A 19,623-nucleotide genomic window follows, 5' to 3' on the forward strand; every position below is an offset into this window, starting at 1 on the left:
CTACCCTCCCGAATAGCCGCCGATGATCGGCAGGATTTCGCCGGTGATGTAGCTCGAACAGCTTGGCGCGGCGAGAAACACGAAAGCCGGCGCGATCTCTTCCGGTTGCGCCGGCCGTTTCATCGGCGTGTCCGAACCGAATTTCGAGACGCCCTTCGCGTCGCGATCGGCGGGATTGAGCGGCGTCCAGACCGGGCCGGGCGCGACCGCATTCACACGAATGCCCTTGCCGACGAGATGCGTCGCCAGCGAGCGCACGAAGGCATGGATGCCGCCTTTGGTCATCGAATAATCGAGCAACTTGTCGTTGCCGAGCAGACCGGTGACCGACCCGGTCATGACGATGGAGGATCCTTCCTTCATGTGTGGCACCGCCGCCTGCGCCATATGGAAATAGCCGTAGAGATTGGTCTTCAGCGTACGATCGAAATGCTCGGGCGTGAGATCGAGAAAGTCCTTCACGTGTTCCTGGAAGGCGGCGTTGTTGACCAGGATGTCGAGGCGGCCGAACTCCTTCACGGTACGCTCGACCGCTTCCTTGCAGAATTCACGATCGGCGACATCGCCCGATACCGTGATGCAGCGGCGGCCTTCCTTCTCCACGGCCCGCCTGGTCTCTTCCGCGTCCTCGTGCTCGGAGAGATAGGCGACCGCCACATCAGCGCCTTCGCGCGCATAGAGGACGGCGACGGCGCGGCCGATGCCGGAATCCGCGCCGGTGATCAGCGCGACCATTCCCTTCAGTTTCTCCGAGCCCTTGTAATGCGGCGCGTCATACATCGGCGACAGATCGAGATCGGATTCCTGACCCGGTTTCTTCAGGTGCTGCGCCGGCAGCGGCGGTTCGGGATAACGGCGCGCGCCGGCCTGCATGGCGCCCGGTTCGTTGTCCTGCTTCGGCCTGGCCTTGTCCTTCCGGTCGATGTCCGCCTGAATATCGCGCTGGGCGGCGGCCGTCTGCTCCGCTGCGCGTGCAAATCGGTCTCTGGTTGCTGCGTCTACCATGTTGTCCTCGCATGAATGGATCAGAGGACCAACGGGTGGGAGGCAGGCGAAGTTCCGGGGCGCTAGCGGTCCAGAATAGGCAGCAGCAGTCGTGACGAGGACAGGATGGTGGAAAGACAACTCGTACCGACCGAGGCGTGCCGGAAGCCCATGATGGCGGGCGCACCCGGATTCTGGTCGTCTCCGGTGAGCACCAGCCGAATGCGGTGTCCGGCCTTGAAGCGCCGCGCGTTATCGACCAGCGGAATGCGGTAGCGGATGACCTGCCCGATCGGAACCGCTTCAAAGCTGGTGCAGGGCAAGACCGGGGCACCTGGCCGGCTCGCATCCGGGTCGACCTTGCGCAAGCTGGCGCGCAGATATCCGGCGGTGACATCCGTCGCGGTTCCCGAGGGATCGACCTCCTGCAGCGTTGCAAAGAACGCCGTGTCGCCTGCGGTCGCTGTCGCATCGACCGCAAGTTCGACCGGTCCGATCATGTCGAGATCGCGCTCCAGCGGCTCGCTGGTCCATACGAGGATGGACGGCGGGTCGGTCTCGCTTGCATGATCGCGGTTGAGGCCGGCGCCGAGCGTCATCATCGCGCGGTGGCCGGCCGCGCCTTCCTCGGCCGCAAGGCTGCCATCGGCGCGGAGCGCATAGTCGCGATACGCGACACCCGGTACCGGCCAGCTGTTCGCTTCGCGAAATCCGTCCGCACCCGGCAGCACGTAACGGATACGCGGTCCTTCGAGGATGCCGGTGTCGCTGCCCTTCAGCCAGTGATCGAACCAGGCCAGCGCCTCGACATGCAGACTTTCCCACGGCCAGGTCAGGCCATAATCGCCGAGCATCGCCACCCGCACATGCCTGCTGTTCGTCAGCGCGTTGAAGGCCGGGAAAGTCGACGGCAGATGCAGCGGCACATTCTGCCAGTCGCAGCCAAGATAGACCGGCACTTCGATCCTGTGCAGCAGCGGCAGGAGATTGCGTTCGTCCCACCATGCATCGCGCAGCGGCCGCTCGACCGCGATGGTGCGCCAAATATCATCCCAGGGATGCGGATCGTGATGCAGCTTCATCAGCAGCTTCAGCGCCGTCACCGCGGCCTCGCCGTTCATGGTGGCGAACTTCCGGTGCACGGCCGGAAGATGCAGCACGGCCCGCGCGGCATCGAGCAGCTTGCCGCGCAGGAACGTATCGGACAGCTTCGACGTCATGCCGACCATCGCCAGGAACGGCGTGACGAACGAGCTGGAGAACAGGCCGTGGTGAACTGCAGCCTCGTAAAGATCGGCGGTGACCGCGACCGGGAAGATCGCCTTCAGATGCGGCGGCCGCTCGACCGCGGCTTCGAGCTGCGTCATGGCGAAATAACTGATCCCGACCATGCCGACATTGCCGTCGCACCAGGGCTGCGCCGCCGCCCATTCGACGAGGTCGTGCATGTCGCGCCGCTCCTGCGCGTCGAAAAAGCCGAAGCTGCCGCCCGAGCCGCCGGTGCCGCGCAGATTGGCAATCAGGTGGACGTAGCCGCGTGGTACGAAAAAGTCGCTGGCGCCGGCCTCGATGAACCCCATCGGCGCGCCGAGATCCTGAATCTGACGTGGATAGGGTGACGCCGCGATCAGTACCGGGTAGCGGCCAGCCTCGGCGGGACGATGCACATCGGCAAGCAGCATCACGCCGTCGCGCATTGGCACCGCGACATTGTTGTCGCGGGCCATCGCATGACGCGGCGCGGAGAGATTGCGATAGCTGCGGCCTGTCGTCTGCGGCCCGTTGAGCTGACGCTGACCGGGCTCGGTTCCTGCAACGGACATGCGCTAGACCCTCGGCTTACGAAACACCACGAAATGCGACATCGAAAAGTTGACCAGAAAAGCCGCGCCGATGGCGAGCAATTTGGCATACAGCACCGGCATCACCATCGCCGCGACAACCAATGTGCCGGTGCTGGCAGCGAGCCCGAGCAGCTGCGAGGCGACGAAGGCGACGTAGGTGCGCGGCGTCAACCGCCGTCCGGATTCAGCTGCGAATGTGATGAAGGAATTCATCACGTAGGAGCCAGACACCGCCACGGTCCAGGCCAGAACGTTCGCTACCACCAGCGACGCTGTCAGGTATTTGAGCGCCAGCAGAAACAGTCCGAGGTCGACGAGCGTATTGACGACGCCGATCGAGGCGAAGCTCATGGCCTTGACCATCAGCGCCTGTCGCCGCAATGCCGCCACGATGCGCGCCGGCAAGCTCTGAGGGTCGGGCAAATCCTGCATTGGCGGGCGTTAACTTTCTGACGGAACGGCGCTTTCTGAACAAAAGCTCATGCAATATCCGTGACTTGCGGATATATGTTGCGAACGAGACGCGCAAGCCGCGAGGGCGCGAGAGATGCCGGCAAGGACCAGACGAGAGGGCAATACAGCAGTCGCAGCCGCGCGCAAGCGCGACGAACTGGGACTGTCAATCATCGTCCCGTGCTTCAACGAAGCCGGCAATCTGCCCGCCTTCCACGCGCGGCTGTGCGAGACCGCCGAGGCGTTGCGTCAATCCCGTGGACTGAAGATCGAGGTCGTCTATATCGACGACGGTTCGCGCGACAACACCTATGCGGTTGCAAGCGCGCTGCCGGCGATCGGCCTAGACGTGCAGACGCTGTCGCTGTCGCGCAATTTCGGCAAGGAAGCGGCCCTGATGGCCGGACTGAACCACGCGCGTCACGGCGCGCTGCTGTTCATGGACGGCGACGGCCAGCATCCGCCATCGCTGATCGAGCGGCTGGTCGGGCATTGGCTGGATGACGGTTACGACGTGATCTATACCGCCAAGGCGCATCGCGATCAGGAATCGCTGTTGCGCCGCATCGGCGTGAAGACGTTTTATACGCTGGTCAATTTCCGCGCGCGTTACAAGATTCCGGAGGACGCCGGCGATTTCCGTTTGCTGTCGCCGCGCGCGGCGGATGCGTTGCGGCAATTGCCGGAGCGCAACCGCTTCTTCAAAGGTCTGGCGAGTTGGATCGGCTTCCGGCAATTGCGCGTCGACTACGAGCCGATCGATCGTGAGCATGGCAGCTCGAGCTGGAATTTCGGCGCGCTGATCGGATTGTCGATCGAGGGGCTGACATCGTTTTCGGTGGCGCCGCTGCGCATTGCGAGCCTGCTCGGCATCCTGATGGCAACCGGCGCCCTGATTTTCGGTATGGCGATCCTGTACGAGACCCTGATGTACGGGAAGTCGGTGCCAGGCTATCCGTCAGTCGTAGTCGGCCTGATGGTGCTGGGCGGCGTGCAACTGATCATGATCGGCGTGCTTGGCGAATATATCGGCAAGATCCTGTCCGAGCAGAAGGCGCGACCGGTTTATTTCGTCGCCGAACATCAGACCCGCAGCGAGGCGAGCGAAGACGCCGGCGACGATCGCCAGCCCGGCGCGGCCGCCTGATCAGATGAACGCGACCAACCTGCGGCGCATCGTGTTATGCGCGGACGATTACGGCATCTCGCCCGGCGTCAACGAAGCGATCCGCAGCCTGATCGCCAAAGGCCGCATCAATGCCACCTCGGCGATGGTGGTGGCGCCGTCCCTCACCTCGACAGAGGCGGCAGCACTCACCGCCCTGAAGCGCATCGCGCCGCATCTGCAGATCGGCCTGCACTTCACCCTCACGGCGCCGTTCCGGCCGTCGAGCGAGAGCTACACCCATTTGCAGGACGGTGCCTTCCTGTCATTGCCCGCCACGCTCGGCAGCGCGCTGATCGCGCGGCTCGACCGCGAGCGCATCGCCCACGAATTGCGCACGCAGATTGCCGCCTTCTCGCAGACGTTCGGCTATCTCCCCGATTATGTCGACGGCCATCAGCATGTGCAGATCTTCCCGCAGATCCGGGATGCAGTCCTGTCGGTCATTCGCGAAAGCCTGCCCGGCGCCTGGATGCGGCAATGCGGACGGGTGACACCTCTGTCGGCGCGTATGTCCGACCGCAAGGGCCTGCTGCTCGACATGATGAGTGCGGGCTTTCGCAAACGCGCGACGGCCCTGGGAGTCACGGTCAATCCTGGCTTTGCCGGCAGCTATGACTTCAGCACCGACCCGGATTTCGCCACGCTGTTTGCCAAATTTCTCGATGGGCTGCCCGATGGCGGCGTCGTCATGTGTCATCCCGGATTTGTCGACGACGAACTCAAGGCGCTGGATCCGCTCACCAATTTGCGCGAACGGGAGCACGCCTTCCTGGCCGGCGATACCTTCCCCGACCTCCTGCGGACCCATCGCGTCACGTTGTCGTGACCTCTCCCGCAGCGCGATCCGCATTCCTACATCCTGCGCGTCCGCAGACGCGGATTCGAAGGAGGAACTTATGACACCGCAGGAACGCAGACTGGTCGATGACTTGTTCGAACGGCTTGCGACGCTCGAGCGCAATCCGCGCGAGCCCGACGCCGAGGACGCGATTCAAGCCGGACTGCGCCGGGCGCCGAACGCGACCTACGCGCTGGTGCAGACGGTGCTCCTGCAGGAGGAGGCACTGCGTCAGGCCCATGAACGCATCGCCGAACTGGAATCCGCGGAGGCTCCGCCGCAGGACAGCGGCGGATTTCTGGGTTCGATGCGCGATGCGGTCTTTGGCGGCGGCAACACCCGCTCTTCCGTGCCGCCGGTCGGCGGTCTTCGGCCGGGAGACCGGCCAGGCGACCGTCCGATGGGCGTGCCGCCCGGCTTTCAGCGATCGGGCGACGCGTATCCGGAACAAGGCGGCTACCCGGGTCGCTATCAGGGCGGGCCGGCGCCGCAGGCCGATGCCGGACGCGGCGGTGCCGGTGGCTCGTTCCTCGGAACCGCAGCGGCCGCGGCTGCGGGCGCGATCGGCGGCTCATTGCTGATGAATTCGCTTGGCGGGATGTTCGGAGGCCAGGCCAAGGCGCAAGGCCTTGGTGACGTCGCCGGTAAGGATGCGGCTGCGGCCAATCCTTCAGCCAATCCTTGGGGCGACGCAGCCGGGGGCGAAGGCAATCTCGCGCAACAGGCCGGGCTCGACAGCGTCGGCCGGTCGGAGGGCGCCAGCGACCGCACCGGGCTTTACGATCAGGCGCATGGCGCGGCCGACGACGGCGCGCTGATGCCGGAAGACGATGGCGGCTTCGACATGGATATGGACTACGATCTCTGATCCACCCGCCGCACGAAAAAGAAAAGGTCCGCTCTCGCGAGCGGACCTTTTTTAATTGACGGGCCGGCCATCGTTTACGGAAGGCTGGGGACCTTCAGACAAGCGAATGCGCGGCCCGCTGATCGCCGCATTTGCGATCAGATCACGATAACCCTGGTGCCGACCTTCACCCGCTCGTAGAGATCGGTGACGTCCTCGTTGCGCATGCGGATGCAACCCGACGACACCGCCTGGCCGATGGTCCAGGGCTCGTTCGAGCCATGGATGCGATAAAGCGACGAGCCGAGATACAGCGCGCGCGCGCCGAGCGGATTGTCCGGTCCGCCGGCCATGTGGCGTGGCAATTCCGGCCGGCGGGCGAGCATTTCCTTAGGCGGCACCCAGTCCGGCCATTCCGCCTTGCGGGTGACCGACTTCACGCCGGCCCAGGTGAAACCCGGGCGTCCGACACCGATGCCGTAGCGCAGTGCGGTCCCGTTATCCTGCACCAGATAGAGAAAGCGCTGCGGCGTATCGACCACAATCGTGCCGGGCTTTTCCTTGCCGGAATACGGCACCACCTGCTTGGCGAAACGCGGATCGAAGGCGCGTGAGCCTCCCTGATCGGGACCGCGATAGACCAGCGGCGGAGTGCCGTTCGGATCCTGATACATCCCGGGCTGGTAATAGCCCGGCGAACGTTGCTCATCGCCCTGAACCCGTGCGCCGGGAAAGGCCGGCTGCTCGCGGTAGCGCGGCTGCGCGCCGGATTGTCCACCGCTGAACAGAAACTCGATAAACCCGCCGCCCATATTCGGCTGACTTTGCGCATGGACCGGCGTTGAGATGAGCGCAGCACCGGTTACACCGGTCATGGCTGCGGCAAGCAAAAGACCAGAACGCTTCATCGACGCTACTCACACTTGTTCGACATCGGCTTGGAGATGGGCGCCAAACAGCGGCGCCGCTCATGCGAGCGACTACACGGGAAAAATCGATGCGAATGGTAAACAGCGCGCGGCAACGCATCGCTAACCACGATCGGGCGGCCTTTACCTGCGATTAGCGTTTATTTTGGGTGAAGCGGCGTGGTTAACGCTTCGCTTCCAAGCAGGCATGAACCCCGCATTAAGCCGGTTTGGTTATGAGTATCGCGGGGGACCACCATGCCGGTTCAGCGCAAGATTTTCCGGATCGAAGAAACGATGCGAGCGAGGTTCGAGCCTCGGGGCGCTGACGTGTCCCGGGATGGCGAACACCCCGCCGACGTGATCGCCGAGTTGCGCGCCATGCGCGCGCTGATGGAGGAGCACCGGCCGGATCGCGGCGAACCGCTTCCGTCCCTCGAACCGTCGCAGGACGCGCGCAAGCTCAGGATCGAGCTGGACGTGATCGGCAGCGCGATCAAGGAGACCCGCGCCGAGATCGGCTCGTTGCAGAACCAGGGTTTTGATTCCGGGCGCGTTGCGCGCGTCACCGGGGAACTGGAGGCGGTGTTCGCCGACACAACGGCAGCGACCGAGCGCATCCTGAAAGCAGCCGAGGACATCGACCAGACGGCCCAGGCGCTCGCAAGCCTTTTGAAGGGCAGCCACGAACGGGGGTTGGCGCAGGATATCCAGGAGCGCGTCACCGCGATTTTCGAAGCCTGCAATTTCCACGACCTGACCGGCCAGCGGATCGCCAAGGTCGCGGGCATGCTCAAACTGGTCGAGGAGCATCTGGCGCGGATGATGGAAATCTGGAGCGTGATCGAGCGCTTTGATGTCGACGCCGCCCAATCGACCACCAGCGGCCTTGACGGCTTCCTCAGCGGGCCGAAACTCAGCGGCGACAGCGGACATTCGACCCAGGCCGAGATCGACAAGCTGTTTCACTAACCGATGATATAAAGACCGGCCGCCTGTGGTAGATACCGGTCCCGAGCCATGTCCGCCTCCTCACCAGCCGCTCTTGCCGTGCCGCCGAAGCCCGCCCGCGTCGCACGGATGACGGGCACCGCGCGGCTTGTGCGCGCGTATGCCCGGCTCGTCAGCGGGCTCGTGCTGCTCGCATTCGTGCTGTGCCATTTCGGCAGCCATATTTTTCTGATCATTTCGATACCGGTGGCCGAAAAGGCCTTCGACGTGCTGATGCGATTCTGGCTGTCGGACGTCGGCACCGGCCTGCTTGTGATCGCGCTGACAGTCCATGTGCTGAACGCGCTGTGGTCGATTTATATTCGCCGCTATCTGCGCATGCCCGCCTGGGAGATCGCACAAATCGCGCTCGGGCTCGCGATTCCGCTGCTGATCATCATCCATGTCGTCGGGACAAAGGTCGCCGACGACTTCTTCGGGACTGACAACAGCTATTCCTCGGTTCTGGCCTCGCATTGGCTCGGCCGGCCTGTGCTGTTCGGCGCGCCATGGTTCGTCTATCTGCATATCGCCGCGATCCTGACGGTCTGGATTCACGCCTGCATTGGCCTGCATTTCTGGTTGCGGCCCAAACGCTGGTACGCCGCGTGGTTTCCAACCCTTGCCACCGTTGCGGTTCTGATCCCTACGCTGTCGATCGCCGGATACATCTCCGGCGGAAACCAGATCCTGCGGGATGCACAGGATCCGGACTTCGTCCGCGAACTCATCCGCGAGGGTAATTTCTCTCCGGAGGCGATCGCCAAGGCGTGGCAGGCCATCTACATCACGTTCGCCGTCTATGCCGGCCTGGTGCTGCTGCCGTTCATTGCACGCACCGTCCGCGGACTCATTCACCGCATGTACCGGGCGCCACGGCTCACCCATGCCGTTGGCCGCACCATGAGGATCCTGCCGGGAGCGACCGTGCTCGAAACCCTGCGCGCCAACGGTATCGCGCATGCGTCGGTCTGCGGCGGCCGCGCCCGCTGCACCACCTGCCGCATCCGGGTGACCAACGGGCAGGACGGATTGCCTGAACCGCAGGGGCTCGAGGCCACGGCCTTGTCGCGGATCGGCGCAAACGACGGCGTCCGGCTTGCCTGTCAGTTGCGGCCGACCTCCGACATAACGGTGCTGCCGCTGCTGACGGCGGATGCGACCGCAACCTATGGCCTGATCCGTGCCGGCGCCGAAGGCAGCGAGCGCCAGCTCACCGTGATGTTCATCGACCTGCGCGGCTCAACCACGCTCGGTGAAGCCAGGATGCCCTACGACGTCCTGTTCATCCTCAACCAGTTTTTCGACGAGATGAGCAAGGCGCTGGCGGCGACCGGCGGTCACTACTCGAACTTCACCGGCGACGGACTGATGGCGATCTATGGGCTCGATACGCCGGATCCCAAGGCGAGCGCCGTGCAGGCGTTGCGCGGCGCTCGCGAGGTGTTGATGCGCCTCGACCAGGTCAATCTCCGGCTGAAGGCCGACCTCAAAGAGCCGTTAAAGATCGGCGTCGGCATCCATTTCGGCGAAGCGATTGTCGGTGCGATGGGCCCGCCGCGCTCGCAGATCATCACCGCGATCGGCGACACCGTGAACACCACCGCGCGCCTCGAGGGCCTGACTAAGGACCATTCCTGCTCGCTGATCCTGTCGCAGGCCGCGGCACAAGCGGCCGGGCTCAAGCTCGAGGGCCATGAGCTGCACCACGCGACGGTCAAGGGGCGCACGGGGTCGATCGCGTTTTATGCTTTGAACGAGGTGCCGGAACTCCGGTGACCGGCGTGGCGCCTTGCACCTGCATGCAGAGCCTGCCCACAATTTTTGCAGCTTTGGCAGCAAGCTGAGAACATTGGCCGCAATGCGGAAACATTTTCGCGAATAAAGCCATTTGGCCTTTTTTCTTTGAAACTATTCTTGTCTATCGAGATTGATCGCTCGCGTGCGCGCACGGGTTCGCGATGGACGGCTGCACGCATGCGCAATGCTCGCCTGGAGTTGTCCATGCCAAATGACGCATCACGAGCGACGACGACTCGTGCTTCACACCCAACCCGCCGCGAGGTTGTCGCGTCCGGAGCGGCGTTGCCGCTGGCCCTCACCCTGCCCTCCGATACCGCCCCTGCTCAGATTGCGGAGAACGGGGTCTCATCAGGCGTGAAAACAAACATCACCGTCAACGGGAGGCCGCATGCGCTCACGCTCGACCCGCGGTCGACGCTACTTGATGTGCTGCGCGAGCAACTCGACCTCACCGGATCCAAAAAAGGATGCGACCAGGGCCAATGCGGCGCATGCACCGTTCTGATCAACGGCCGGCGCGTGGTCTCATGTTTGACGCTCGCTGTGATGCAGGATGGCGCCAGCATCACGACGATCGAAGGCCTTGCGACCGACGGTAAGCTGCATCCACTGCAGCAGGCCTTCATCGATCACGACGCTTTCCAGTGCGGCTATTGCACGCCGGGCCAGATCTGTTCGGCAGCAGGTCTGATCACCGAAGGCAAGGCGAAGACGCCGGACCAGATTCGCGAATTGATGAGCGGCAACATTTGCCGCTGCGGCGCTTATCCGAACATTGTTGCGGCGATCCAGCAGGTAATGGGGCAGTCATGATCGGCTTCGAATATTCGCGTGCGAGCAATGTCGCCGATGCCGTGCAGCAGATGGTCGCAAGCAAAGGCGCAAAATTCATCGCCGGCGGGACCAATCTGGTCGACCTGATGAAAATGGATGTCGAGAAGCCCGCAAAGCTGATCGATGTCACGCGGCTTCCCTTGGACAAGGTAGAGGAGACCAGGAACGGCGGCCTGTACATCGGCGCGCTGGTGCCCAATTCCGATCTCTCTTACCACCCGGTCGTCGAGCGCCGCTATCCGATGCTGGCGAGCGCCATTCAAGCCGGCGCGTCGCAGCAGCTGCGCAACATGGCATCAACCGGCGGCAATCTTCTCCAGCGCACGCGCTGTGCCTATTTCTACGACGTAACGACCGCATGCAACAAACGCGAACAGGGCTCCGGCTGCTCGGCCCGGAACGGCGTCAACCGGATGAACGCGATCCTCGGCACCAGCGAAGCCTGTATTGCCGTGCACCCGTCCGATATGTGCGTGGCCCTTGCGGTGCTGGAAGCGAAAGTCCACGTCGCCGGACCGCGCGGCGAGCGTGAGATTGCGTTCGCGGAGTTTCATCGACTGCCCGGCGACACGCCGCAGCGCGACACCAACCTCGAGGCGGATGAACTGATCACCGCCGTCGAGCTGCCGCCGCGTGGCTTTGCGTCGAACTACACCTATCTCAAAATCCGCGACCGGCTGTCTTACGCCTTCGCGCTGGTCTCGGTCGCCGCGGGATTTGAACTGGACGGCGACGCCATAAAAGAAGCGCGGTTCGCTCTTGGCGGCGTTGCGCACAAGCCATGGCGCAGCACCGAAGCGGAGGCAGCGCTTCGCGGTCAACCGGCGAATGAAGTGGCGTTTGCTAGGGCTGCCGATATCGTGCTGCGCGAAGCTGAAGGATTCGGCGGCAACACCTTCAAGATCGAACTGGCGCGCCGCACCATCGTCCGCGCGCTGTCGCAGGCGGCGCGCGGAACGCCGCAATCGCAATCCAACAAGAAGATCGCGTGAGCTTTGGCCATGGCACCTTACATCGGCACGGCAACATCCCGCATCGACGGCATCGCCAAGGTCACCGGCGCCGCCAAATACGCCGCTGAATTCAACTCACCGGGTCTCGCCCATGCGAGCCTCGTCACCTCGACCGTCACCAAGGGCCGTATCACCCGTATCGACGACAGCGCCGCGAAGGCGACCAAGGGTGTGCTCGCCGTCCTGACATACCAAAACCGGCCGGCCATGGCCGACAAGGATGAAGCCTATAAGGACGAGGTGGCACCGGAAGACGGATCGCCTTACCGGCCGCTTTACGACAGCAAGATCATGTTCAACGGTCAGCCGGTCGCCATGGTCGTCGCCGAAACGTCGGAGATCGCCCGCTACGCGGCATCTCTGGTGAAGGTCGAGTACGCGACGGAAAATTTCGTTACGGACATCTTTCGCGAGCGCGACAGGGCTACGCCGGTCAAGACCAAGGAGGGGCCAATGGCCCCGCCCAAAGCCCGCGGAAAGCCGGAGGAGGCGCTGGCAGCGGCGGCCGTCCGTCACGAGGCCGAGTATTACACGCCGATCGAACATCACAACCCGATGGAGCTGTATGCCTCGACGGTCGTGTACGAGCCCGGCGGCAAGCTCACAATCTACGACAAGACCCAGGGCGTGCAGAACGTCCACAAGTATGTCTGCGGCGTCTTCGATATGAAGCCGGAAGATGTGCGCGTCATGTCGCCTTACATGGGCGGCGGCTTCGGGTCGGGACTGCGGCCGCAATTCCAGGTCGCACTGGCGGTGCTGGCGGCGCGCGCGCTGCAGCGTTCGGTGCGTCTCGTTCTGACGCGGCCGCAGATGTACGAACTGGGCTACCGGCCGGCGATGATCCAGACCATCGCGCTCGGCGCGAACGGCGACGGCACGCTCGATGCGATTACCCATGACGCCGTCACCGTCACGTCGCAATACGAGGACTTCCACCGGCAGGAGACCGGCTGGTCGGGTCTGCTCTACAAGTCCCCCAATGCGAAATATGTTCATCGGCTGGCACGGCTTGACCTGCCGACCGCCGCCGACATGCGCGCGCCCAGCGCCGTGACGGCACTGTTCGCGCTCGAATCCTCGATGGACGAGCTGGCGGTCAAGCTCAAGCTCGATCCGCTCGAGCTTCGCCTGCGGTGCTATTCCGACCGCGACCAGAACGAGGACAAACCGTTCGGCAGCAAGGCGCTGCGCGAATGCTACAGCCAGGGCGCGGCGGCGTTCGGCTGGAGCAAGCGCAATCCCGCACCGCGCTCGATGCGCGATGGCGGCGATCTGGTCGGCTGGGGCATGTCGACCGGGATCTGGGAGGCGCTGCAGATGCCGATCACGGTGCGCATCGCGCTGACTGCGAATGGACATGCCGAAGTCGCCTGCGCGACATCCGACATCGGCACCGGCACCTACACGATCATGGCGCAGGTTGCGGCCGACATGCTGGGCCTACCGATCGAGAATATCAGCATCAAGCTCGGCGATTCGAGCCTGCCGCAATCGCCGGTCGAAGGCGGATCGTGGATCGCGACCTCGGTATCGAACGGCATCGTCACCACGGCGGGCGCGATCCGTGATGATCTGCTGCGCATGGCAAAGCAAGTATCGAACTCGCCGCTCGCGGATGCCGCACCCAGCGATGTCACGCTCGCCGACGGCAAACTGGTCAGCAAGCACGACGCCTCACGCAGCGTCACGATCGCCGACGCCATGCGGCATGGCGCCGTGGAGCGCATCGAGCAGGAGAAAACCACCAGTCCGAACGGCGACCACTCGAAAGCAAACAACACGCACGCCGCCCATTTCATCGAGGTGAAGGTGGACGAGCAACTCGGCGTTGTGCGAGTCACGCGCGCCGTCAGTGCGATTGCGGCCGGGCGCATCCTGAATACCAAGACCGGCGGCAGCCAGATCAGCGGCGCGGTGGTCTGGGGCATCGGCATGGCGCTGCACGAGGAAACGCATATCGATCATCGGCTCGGACGCATCATGAACGCCAACCTTGCCGAATACGCCGTGCCCGTTCACGCCGACATTCACGACATCAAGGTGATTTTCGTCGACGAAAAGGACGACAGCAATCCTCTCGGCCTCAAGGGGCTTGGCGAAATCGGCATTGTGGGTGTTGCAGGCGCCGTGGCCAATGCGGTTTATCACGCAACCGGAAAGCGCATCCGCGAACTGCCGATCACGCTCGACAAATTGCAGGCCTGACCACGCCCCCGGATGCCCGTATCAGGCTTTCGGACGGCGGATTGCGATCAGACAAATGATGGACACGACGCCGAAGGCCGCCGTCACCGCCAGTGCCATCGGATCGCCACTACGCTCGACAACGAAGGCAAGCGCCAGCGGCGCCACCGCCTGCATTACCTGATAGGGTTTGGCGATCCGACCCAGCACGCGGCCATAGCGGGTGGCGCCGAACAGCGCGAGCGGCACCGCGCCGCGAGCGATCGTGAGCAGGCCGTTGGCGGCGCCGAACATCACCGCGAACGCGATCGCCGCCCAGAGCGCGAAACCGAACACCGCCAGCACCGCAAAGCCGGCCAGTATCAGCGCGACCGAAAACCGCGCCAGATTGAGCGGATGCGCGCGTCCGCCAAACGTCAATTCGCAGATCCGCGCGGCAACCTGCGAGGGTCCGAACAGCGCACCGATGGTCACGGCGGTCGCGGGATCGATCCCGGCGCGCCCGAACATCGCAATCAGATGCGCCGCCAGCCCGGACGGAATGAAGGCGTAAGCCGCGAATGCGGAAGCGACCAGAATGAATGTCAGGCCGCTCGACGGAAGAACCGTCGGCAGCTTCGTTGCCGCGTCATCGCTGACGGGCGCCGCGGCGGCCCTGGTGCGCGGCAGGACGAAGGCATGCAGCGGCGCCGCAACGAAGGCGAGCACCGCGGCAAAGATCAGATAGGTTCCGCGCCAGTCCGTATAGGTCAGCGCCACCTGCGTCGCCGGCCAGCTGACGGTCGAGGCGAAGCCGCCGGCGAGCGTCAGATAAGTGATCGGCTTGCGCGCGGCGATGCCGAAGATACGGCCCAGCGTGGCGAAGGCCGGATCGTAGAGATTGGCCGCAATCGCGACGCCAAGGAGCGCCCAGACCGCGAGATAGGCCGCGGGATGCGCGGCGACGGTGAGCAGCGCTACGGCGAGTGCCCCGGTCAGCGATCCCGCCGCCATCACCAGATGCCCGCCATAGCGATCTATCCAGCCGCCGATCGTCGGGGCGGCTGTTCCCGCCACCAAAAGCGCGAGCGAAAAGCCGGCCATGGCGAATGAGAGAGACCAGCCGCGATCCGCCGCGATCAGCGGCATAATCAGAACGGGCGGATAGAAAAGGATGCCCCAGGCGAGAATCTGCGTGACGCCGAGCACCAGCACGGCGCGCCAGGGACCAAGAATGAATTCGCGGAGACGGGACATGCGGGCGCCGGCAGGACACAAGCCAGTCTAGCATGCCGCTCGCAAAAGCCGGCGTGCCGGCACTGCAATTCAGCCCTCAGCCGAACGACCGGCAATCATCCGATCGAACCCAAGGCCGATGGTTTGGGACGATCAGAAACCGCGATCAGGCCCGCGGAGCACAGCGCACATAAACCTGCGTGCCGTAGCGGCCCGACACTTCCGGGTCGAGAAAGCGCACCGTCATGGTGCGGCCATCGAAGGAGGTGATTTCACGATCCTGCAAGCCGCCGGCCGGCTCGCCGGGCGGGCCGATATACGTCTTGTTGCCGGGCGCGCCCTTCAGCCGCAATTCTTCCGGCTGGGCCTTGTCGGGCATATGCATGACCACGCCGCCGGTCGGGCCCATGCCGATATTGTACGGCTGCCGGCAGCCATTGCGCGCGGCCGCTTCGGTGCGCTTCAGATCCTGCGGATTGTGGAAGGCTGCGAGCCCCCAGCGCCCGGTGATTTCCTGGGCCTTGATCGCCGGCGGAACCTCGGTCACCACCGGCGCCATGGTGGTGGGCGTATTCCCCGACCCGGCGCAGCCTGCAACCGCGAACGCGGCAGCAAGGCCCGAAATGGTTTTTATCGGCAGACGAAGCCGTACGGCTAACATGGCTCGACCTCGGTTTTACGGGAGTCCCCGGCCCCCTCGCTCCGTCACTGTGCTGTCAAGATCGCTCAGGCGCAAGTCTTGGATTGGGACCGCTTGAGGAGACCGCGGTCCGATCAGCTTTGATACGAAGATGAAGCTATTCCGTAAACCCTGCATTAATCCTGCCGGCGCCCGGCGGGAGATCGGACCCCGGCCCGTGACTGCCGCCTCGCCTGCATAAAGCTTGACAGCAAGCCCTTTCGCCTCCTATCACGCTGGCCGTTGGCACTCTTTTGAGATGAGTGCCAAGTAGCTGCAATGTCAGCAATTTTCAGCTCTGCAGCCCAGCCCGCGAGGAAATCATGGCCAAGACCAAATTCCGCCCCCTGCATGACCGCGTGGTCGTGCGCCGCATCCAAGCCGATGAGAAAACCAAAGGCGGCATCATCATTCCGGACACCGCCAAGGAAAAGCCCCAGGAAGGCGAAGTGATCGCCGTCGGCCCGGGCGGACGCGACGAGGCCGGGAAGCTGATTCCGATCGACGTGAAGGCCGGCGACCGCGTGCTGTTCGGTAAGTGGTCGGGAACCGAAGTGAAGCTCGATGGTGAAGAACTCCTGATCATGAAGGAGTCCGACATCATGGGCGTGGTCGGCTGATCGACCGCACCCCACCGGGCGCATTGTTCAGGCAACGCGCCCTCCATCATGCCCGGCCATAGCCGTCGTAGAAGGCGTCGTTGACGCCTCATGTGCCGGGCAGCCACGTCTCCAGATCGACGACCGGCGCAAGGCCGGCCATGGCGCACTGATCGAGACAGGCGCCCCCAAACCAGGAGAAATCCAATGGCTGCCAAGGACGTTAAATTTTCCACCGACGCGCGCGACCGGATGCTGCGCGGCGTCGATACCCTCGCCAATGCGGTGAAGGTCACGCTCGGTCCGAAGGGCCGCAATGTCGTGCTCGACAAGTCGTATGGCGCGCCGCGCATCACCAAGGACGGTGTGACGGTGGCGAAGGAAATCGAACTCGAGGACAAGTTCGAGAATATGGGCGCCCAGATGGTGCGCGAAGTCGCCAGCAAGACCAACGACCGCGCCGGCGACGGCACCACCACCGCCACCGTGCTGGCGCAGGCGATCATTCGCGAAGGCGCAAAATCGGTTGCCGCCGGCATGAACCCGATGGACCTCAAGCGCGGCGTCGATATCGCCGTTGCCGCCGTGGTGAAGGATCTCGAGAAGCGCGCAAAGCCGGTGGCGGCCTCGTCCGAGGTGGCGCAGGTCGGCACCATTTCGTCGAACGGCGACCAGGCCATCGGCAAGATGATCGCACAGGCGATGCAGAAGGTCGGCAATGAAGGCGTGATCACGGTCGAGGAAGCCAAGTCGCTCGACACCGAGGTCGAGATCGTCGAAGGCATGCAGTTCGACCGCGGCTATCTGTCGCCCTATTTCGTCACCAACGCCGACAAGATGATCGCCGAGCTGGAGGACGCCTATATCCTCCTGCACGAGAAGAAGCTCTCCGGCCTGCAGGCGATGCTGCCGCTGCTGGAATCGGTGGTGCAGTCCGGCCGTCCGCTGGTCATCATTGCCGAGGACGTCGAGGGCGAAGCGCTCGCGACGCTCGTGGTCAACCGCCTGCGCGGCGGCCTGAAGGTCGCGGCCGTGAAGGCGCCCGGCTTCGGCGATCGCCGCAAGGCGATGCTCGAGGATATTGCCATCCTCACCGGCGGCCAGCTGATCTCCGACGATCTCGGCATGAAGCTTGAGACCGTCACGCTCAACATGCTGGGCCGCGCCAAGAAGGTGATCATGGAGAAGGAAAAGACCACGATCGTCAAAGGCGCCGGCAAGAAGCCGGACATCGAAGCCCGGGTTAACCAGATCAAGGCGCAGATCGAGGAAACCACCTCCGACTACGACAAGGAAAAGCTGCAGGAGCGGCTGGCGAAGCTCGCCGGCGGCGTTGCCATCATCCGCGTCGGTGGCTCCACCGAGATCGAGGTGAAGGAAAAGAAGGACCGCGTCGAGGACGCCCTCAACGCCACCCGCGCTGCGGTCGAGGAAGGCATCGTCACCGGCGGCGGCACCGCCCTGCTTCGTGCAAAGAAGGCGATCGGCAAGCTCCACAACGAGAATTCGGACATCCAGGCCGGCATCAATATCGTGCTGAAGGCGCTGGAAGCCCCGATTCGTCAGATCGCCGAGAATGCCGGCGTGGAAGGCTCGATCGTGGTCGGCAAGATCCTGGACAACAAGTCCGAGACCTTCGGCTTCGACGCGCAGAACGAAGAGTATGTCGATCTTGTCGAGAAGGGCATCATCGATCCGGTGAAGGTGGTGCGCACCGCGCTGCAGGATGCGGCGTCGGTCGCGGGCCTGCTGATCACCACCGAAGCGATGGTCGCCGAACTGCCGAAGGACGCTCCGGCCCCGATGCCGGGCGGCGGCGGTGGAATGGGCGGCATGGGCGGCATGGGTTTCTGACCCGACACCCGTCACTCTCGCAAAGGTTACGAAAAGGCGTGGCGCAAGCCGCGCCTTTTTTCTGCGCCCTGTTTGTGGCCATGATAGATTCGGTCACGGTTTCTGCGGAGGGCATCAGATGCGCGTGCTGACGGTCGCTGTTCTGGCTTTGGCGTGCAGCGGATTTTCCGCCTCGGCGCAGACGGTTCGCTATTTCAACAACGTTTACGGCCTGATGGGCGACATCGAAACCGACGCGTTCCTGAAAGAAACGCGTCAGGGCGGCAAGGTGGTTTCCGCCGAACTCGACGTCTGCCACGCCCCCTCGCCCGGCTCGCCCTTGCGAGACCGCTTCGTTGTGACCCTGAAGCCCCAGGGCAACCGGCTGGTCGGCTCCGGTCAGACCCAGGAAGGCAAGCGTCCGGTCACGGTCGATCTCAGGCGGTCCGGAACCGGCAACAGCTTTTCTTTAGACGGCACGGTGAAACTCGGCGACCAGACCCTCGAGGCCTCGTCCGAGGACCTTGCCGACATAAGCCCCAAGGAGTTCGAGGAGCAGACCGCGGTCGAAGAGACGATCGTCGAGAACCCCGCCGATTTCCGCGAAACCACGCCCGGCACGCTCGCAATCCGCGTCGCACGCACGGCAGCGATCGATTTCCTGAAAGCCTTGCGTGCGGACAACGTGAAGGTTCAGGGCTACAGCATCGCGCCCAGTTGTGAGGCGCTGCGGCGCGGTACGCTGGACGTGCAGATCGATGTCGACCCGGAACGCGCGGCGGACCTGATCGCCAAGGCCAAGGCGATGCCCGGAGTCAGCCGCGCCGGATGGACCGGAGGCGGCATCGATCTCAGCCGCGCCGTCCGCATTCCGGCAGGCAGCTTCCGCAACGGCACCGGCAAGCTCGACCGGCAGAAGCTCGGCGACGCCCTCGCCGCCGTCGCCGCCAAGGTGTTCTCGGCGCAACCCGGCACGGTGGAGTGGGACGATGTCACCGGCGAACTCGCCGTCACCGTGAAGCGGCCGGACACCACCGTTCCGGGGCTTGGGCTGACCCAGGTGATCGGCATTCCCTTCATCGTCAGCGGCGAAAAACCCGGTGCGAAAGACACGCTGGTCATTCGCATCGGTCAGACCGAAAGCGAAATCCAGGATGACGGCGCGCCGCCCCGCCTGACCATTGCGGCGAGCCGAAGCGACGAGGAGACCTCGGAACCCAGCGGCACCGATGACCTGCAAGGTGCGCTTGCCAAGGCGCTGAAAGGTCAGACCTGGGATACTGACAAAGAAGACTGGGCGAAGTAGGTCTGGGCCGTTCGTTCGGAAGCCGCACAACAGCGCGACTGTCCGCGGCCCGGCAAGGTCGCGTTCCTGGTCCTGAGAAACCGGTTTCCGTCTCAGGCCATCGCCGCGTCCGGGACGGGCAT

At 64.0% G+C, this 19,623-nt stretch carries 17 protein-coding genes; 11 read left to right on the top strand and 6 right to left on the bottom strand.

Annotation, left to right across the window (positions count from 1 at the left end):
- The 3 genes from AC5I5I_RS25280 to AC5I5I_RS25290 form a co-directional block, all read right to left on the bottom strand.
- Positions 1-1,005 carry an SDR family oxidoreductase gene (locus AC5I5I_RS25280; RefSeq protein WP_495977828.1) on the bottom strand — a complete coding sequence of 335 codons (1,005 nt, stop codon included), beginning with the start codon at positions 1,003-1,005 and terminating at the stop codon, positions 1-3.
- A gap of 62 nt (positions 1,006-1,067) precedes the next feature.
- The gene (locus AC5I5I_RS25285) at positions 1,068-2,807 is read right to left on the bottom strand and encodes a CocE/NonD family hydrolase (protein WP_495977830.1); all 1,740 of its coding nucleotides are present in this window, start codon (positions 2,805-2,807) and stop codon (positions 1,068-1,070) included.
- A gap of 3 nt (positions 2,808-2,810) precedes the next feature.
- Positions 2,811-3,260, bottom strand: coding sequence for a GtrA family protein (locus AC5I5I_RS25290; protein ID WP_495977832.1), 450 nt, complete (start codon positions 3,258-3,260; stop codon positions 2,811-2,813).
- Positions 3,261-3,375: 115 nt separating this feature from the next.
- On the opposite strand from AC5I5I_RS25290, the gene AC5I5I_RS25295 reads away from it, so the two are divergent.
- From AC5I5I_RS25295 to AC5I5I_RS25305, 3 genes are all read left to right on the top strand, one after another.
- A complete protein-coding gene (locus tag AC5I5I_RS25295) occupies positions 3,376-4,428 on the top strand; it encodes a glycosyltransferase family 2 protein (protein WP_495977833.1) in 1,053 nt (350 codons plus the stop codon).
- 4 nt (positions 4,429-4,432) lie between these two features.
- On the top strand, positions 4,433-5,275 hold the full coding sequence (locus tag AC5I5I_RS25300) for a ChbG/HpnK family deacetylase (protein WP_495977834.1): 843 nt from the start codon (positions 4,433-4,435) through the stop codon (positions 5,273-5,275).
- A gap of 70 nt (positions 5,276-5,345) precedes the next feature.
- Positions 5,346-6,155, top strand: a complete 810-nt coding sequence (locus tag AC5I5I_RS25305; protein ID WP_495977835.1) for a DUF2076 domain-containing protein — start codon at positions 5,346-5,348, stop codon at positions 6,153-6,155.
- Between the two features lie 137 nt (positions 6,156-6,292).
- Here the strand turns inward: AC5I5I_RS25305 and AC5I5I_RS25310 are convergent, their stop codons facing one another.
- Positions 6,293-7,009 (bottom strand): L,D-transpeptidase, encoded by a 717-nt coding sequence (locus tag AC5I5I_RS25310; RefSeq protein WP_495978061.1) that lies wholly within the window; start codon positions 7,007-7,009, stop codon positions 6,293-6,295.
- 363 nt (positions 7,010-7,372) lie between these two features.
- Here AC5I5I_RS25310 and AC5I5I_RS25315 point away from each other — a divergent pair, with 363 nt between their 5' ends.
- The 5 genes from AC5I5I_RS25315 (at position 7,373) to AC5I5I_RS25335 (ending at position 13,890) form a co-directional block, all read left to right on the top strand.
- Positions 7,373-8,014: a protein phosphatase CheZ gene (locus tag AC5I5I_RS25315; protein WP_495977837.1), complete on the top strand. Its 642-nt coding sequence runs from the start codon at positions 7,373-7,375 to the stop codon at positions 8,012-8,014.
- A gap of 48 nt (positions 8,015-8,062) precedes the next feature.
- On the top strand, positions 8,063-9,811 hold the full coding sequence (locus tag AC5I5I_RS25320; RefSeq protein ID WP_495977839.1) for an adenylate/guanylate cyclase domain-containing protein: 1,749 nt from the start codon (positions 8,063-8,065) through the stop codon (positions 9,809-9,811).
- 225 nt (positions 9,812-10,036) lie between these two features.
- On the top strand, positions 10,037-10,648 hold the full coding sequence (locus tag AC5I5I_RS25325; RefSeq protein ID WP_495977841.1) for a (2Fe-2S)-binding protein: 612 nt from the start codon (positions 10,037-10,039) through the stop codon (positions 10,646-10,648).
- Positions 10,645-11,661 (top strand): FAD binding domain-containing protein, encoded by a 1,017-nt coding sequence (locus AC5I5I_RS25330; RefSeq protein WP_495977843.1) that lies wholly within the window; start codon positions 10,645-10,647, stop codon positions 11,659-11,661. The genes AC5I5I_RS25325 and AC5I5I_RS25330 overlap by 4 nt, the downstream gene beginning before the upstream one ends.
- Before the next feature lie 9 nt (positions 11,662-11,670).
- On the top strand, positions 11,671-13,890 hold the full coding sequence (locus tag AC5I5I_RS25335; RefSeq protein WP_495977845.1) for a xanthine dehydrogenase family protein molybdopterin-binding subunit: 2,220 nt from the start codon (positions 11,671-11,673) through the stop codon (positions 13,888-13,890).
- Between the two features lie 21 nt (positions 13,891-13,911).
- On the opposite strand, the gene AC5I5I_RS25340 is transcribed toward AC5I5I_RS25335, so the two are convergent.
- Both AC5I5I_RS25340 and AC5I5I_RS25345 read right to left on the bottom strand, forming a co-directional pair.
- Positions 13,912-15,105, bottom strand: a complete 1,194-nt coding sequence (locus tag AC5I5I_RS25340; RefSeq protein ID WP_495977847.1) for an MFS transporter — start codon at positions 15,103-15,105, stop codon at positions 13,912-13,914.
- 145 nt (positions 15,106-15,250) lie between these two features.
- Positions 15,251-15,745 carry a hypothetical protein gene (locus AC5I5I_RS25345; protein WP_495977848.1) on the bottom strand — a complete coding sequence of 165 codons (495 nt, stop codon included), beginning with the start codon at positions 15,743-15,745 and terminating at the stop codon, positions 15,251-15,253.
- A gap of 341 nt (positions 15,746-16,086) precedes the next feature.
- Here AC5I5I_RS25345 and groES point away from each other — a divergent pair, with 341 nt between their 5' ends.
- From groES to AC5I5I_RS25360, 3 genes are all read left to right on the top strand, one after another.
- Positions 16,087-16,383: a co-chaperone GroES gene (gene groES, locus AC5I5I_RS25350; protein ID WP_495977850.1), complete on the top strand. Its 297-nt coding sequence runs from the start codon at positions 16,087-16,089 to the stop codon at positions 16,381-16,383.
- Positions 16,384-16,569: 186 nt separating this feature from the next.
- Complete coding sequence (groL, locus tag AC5I5I_RS25355) at positions 16,570-18,216, top strand: chaperonin GroEL (protein ID WP_495977852.1); 1,647 nt, start codon at positions 16,570-16,572, stop codon at positions 18,214-18,216.
- A 118-nt stretch (positions 18,217-18,334) separates the two neighbouring features.
- Positions 18,335-19,501, top strand: a complete 1,167-nt coding sequence (locus tag AC5I5I_RS25360; RefSeq protein WP_495977854.1) for an AsmA family protein — start codon at positions 18,335-18,337, stop codon at positions 19,499-19,501.
- Positions 19,502-19,623 lie beyond the last annotated feature (122 nt).

Source organism: Pseudorhodoplanes sp., assembly GCF_059499825.1.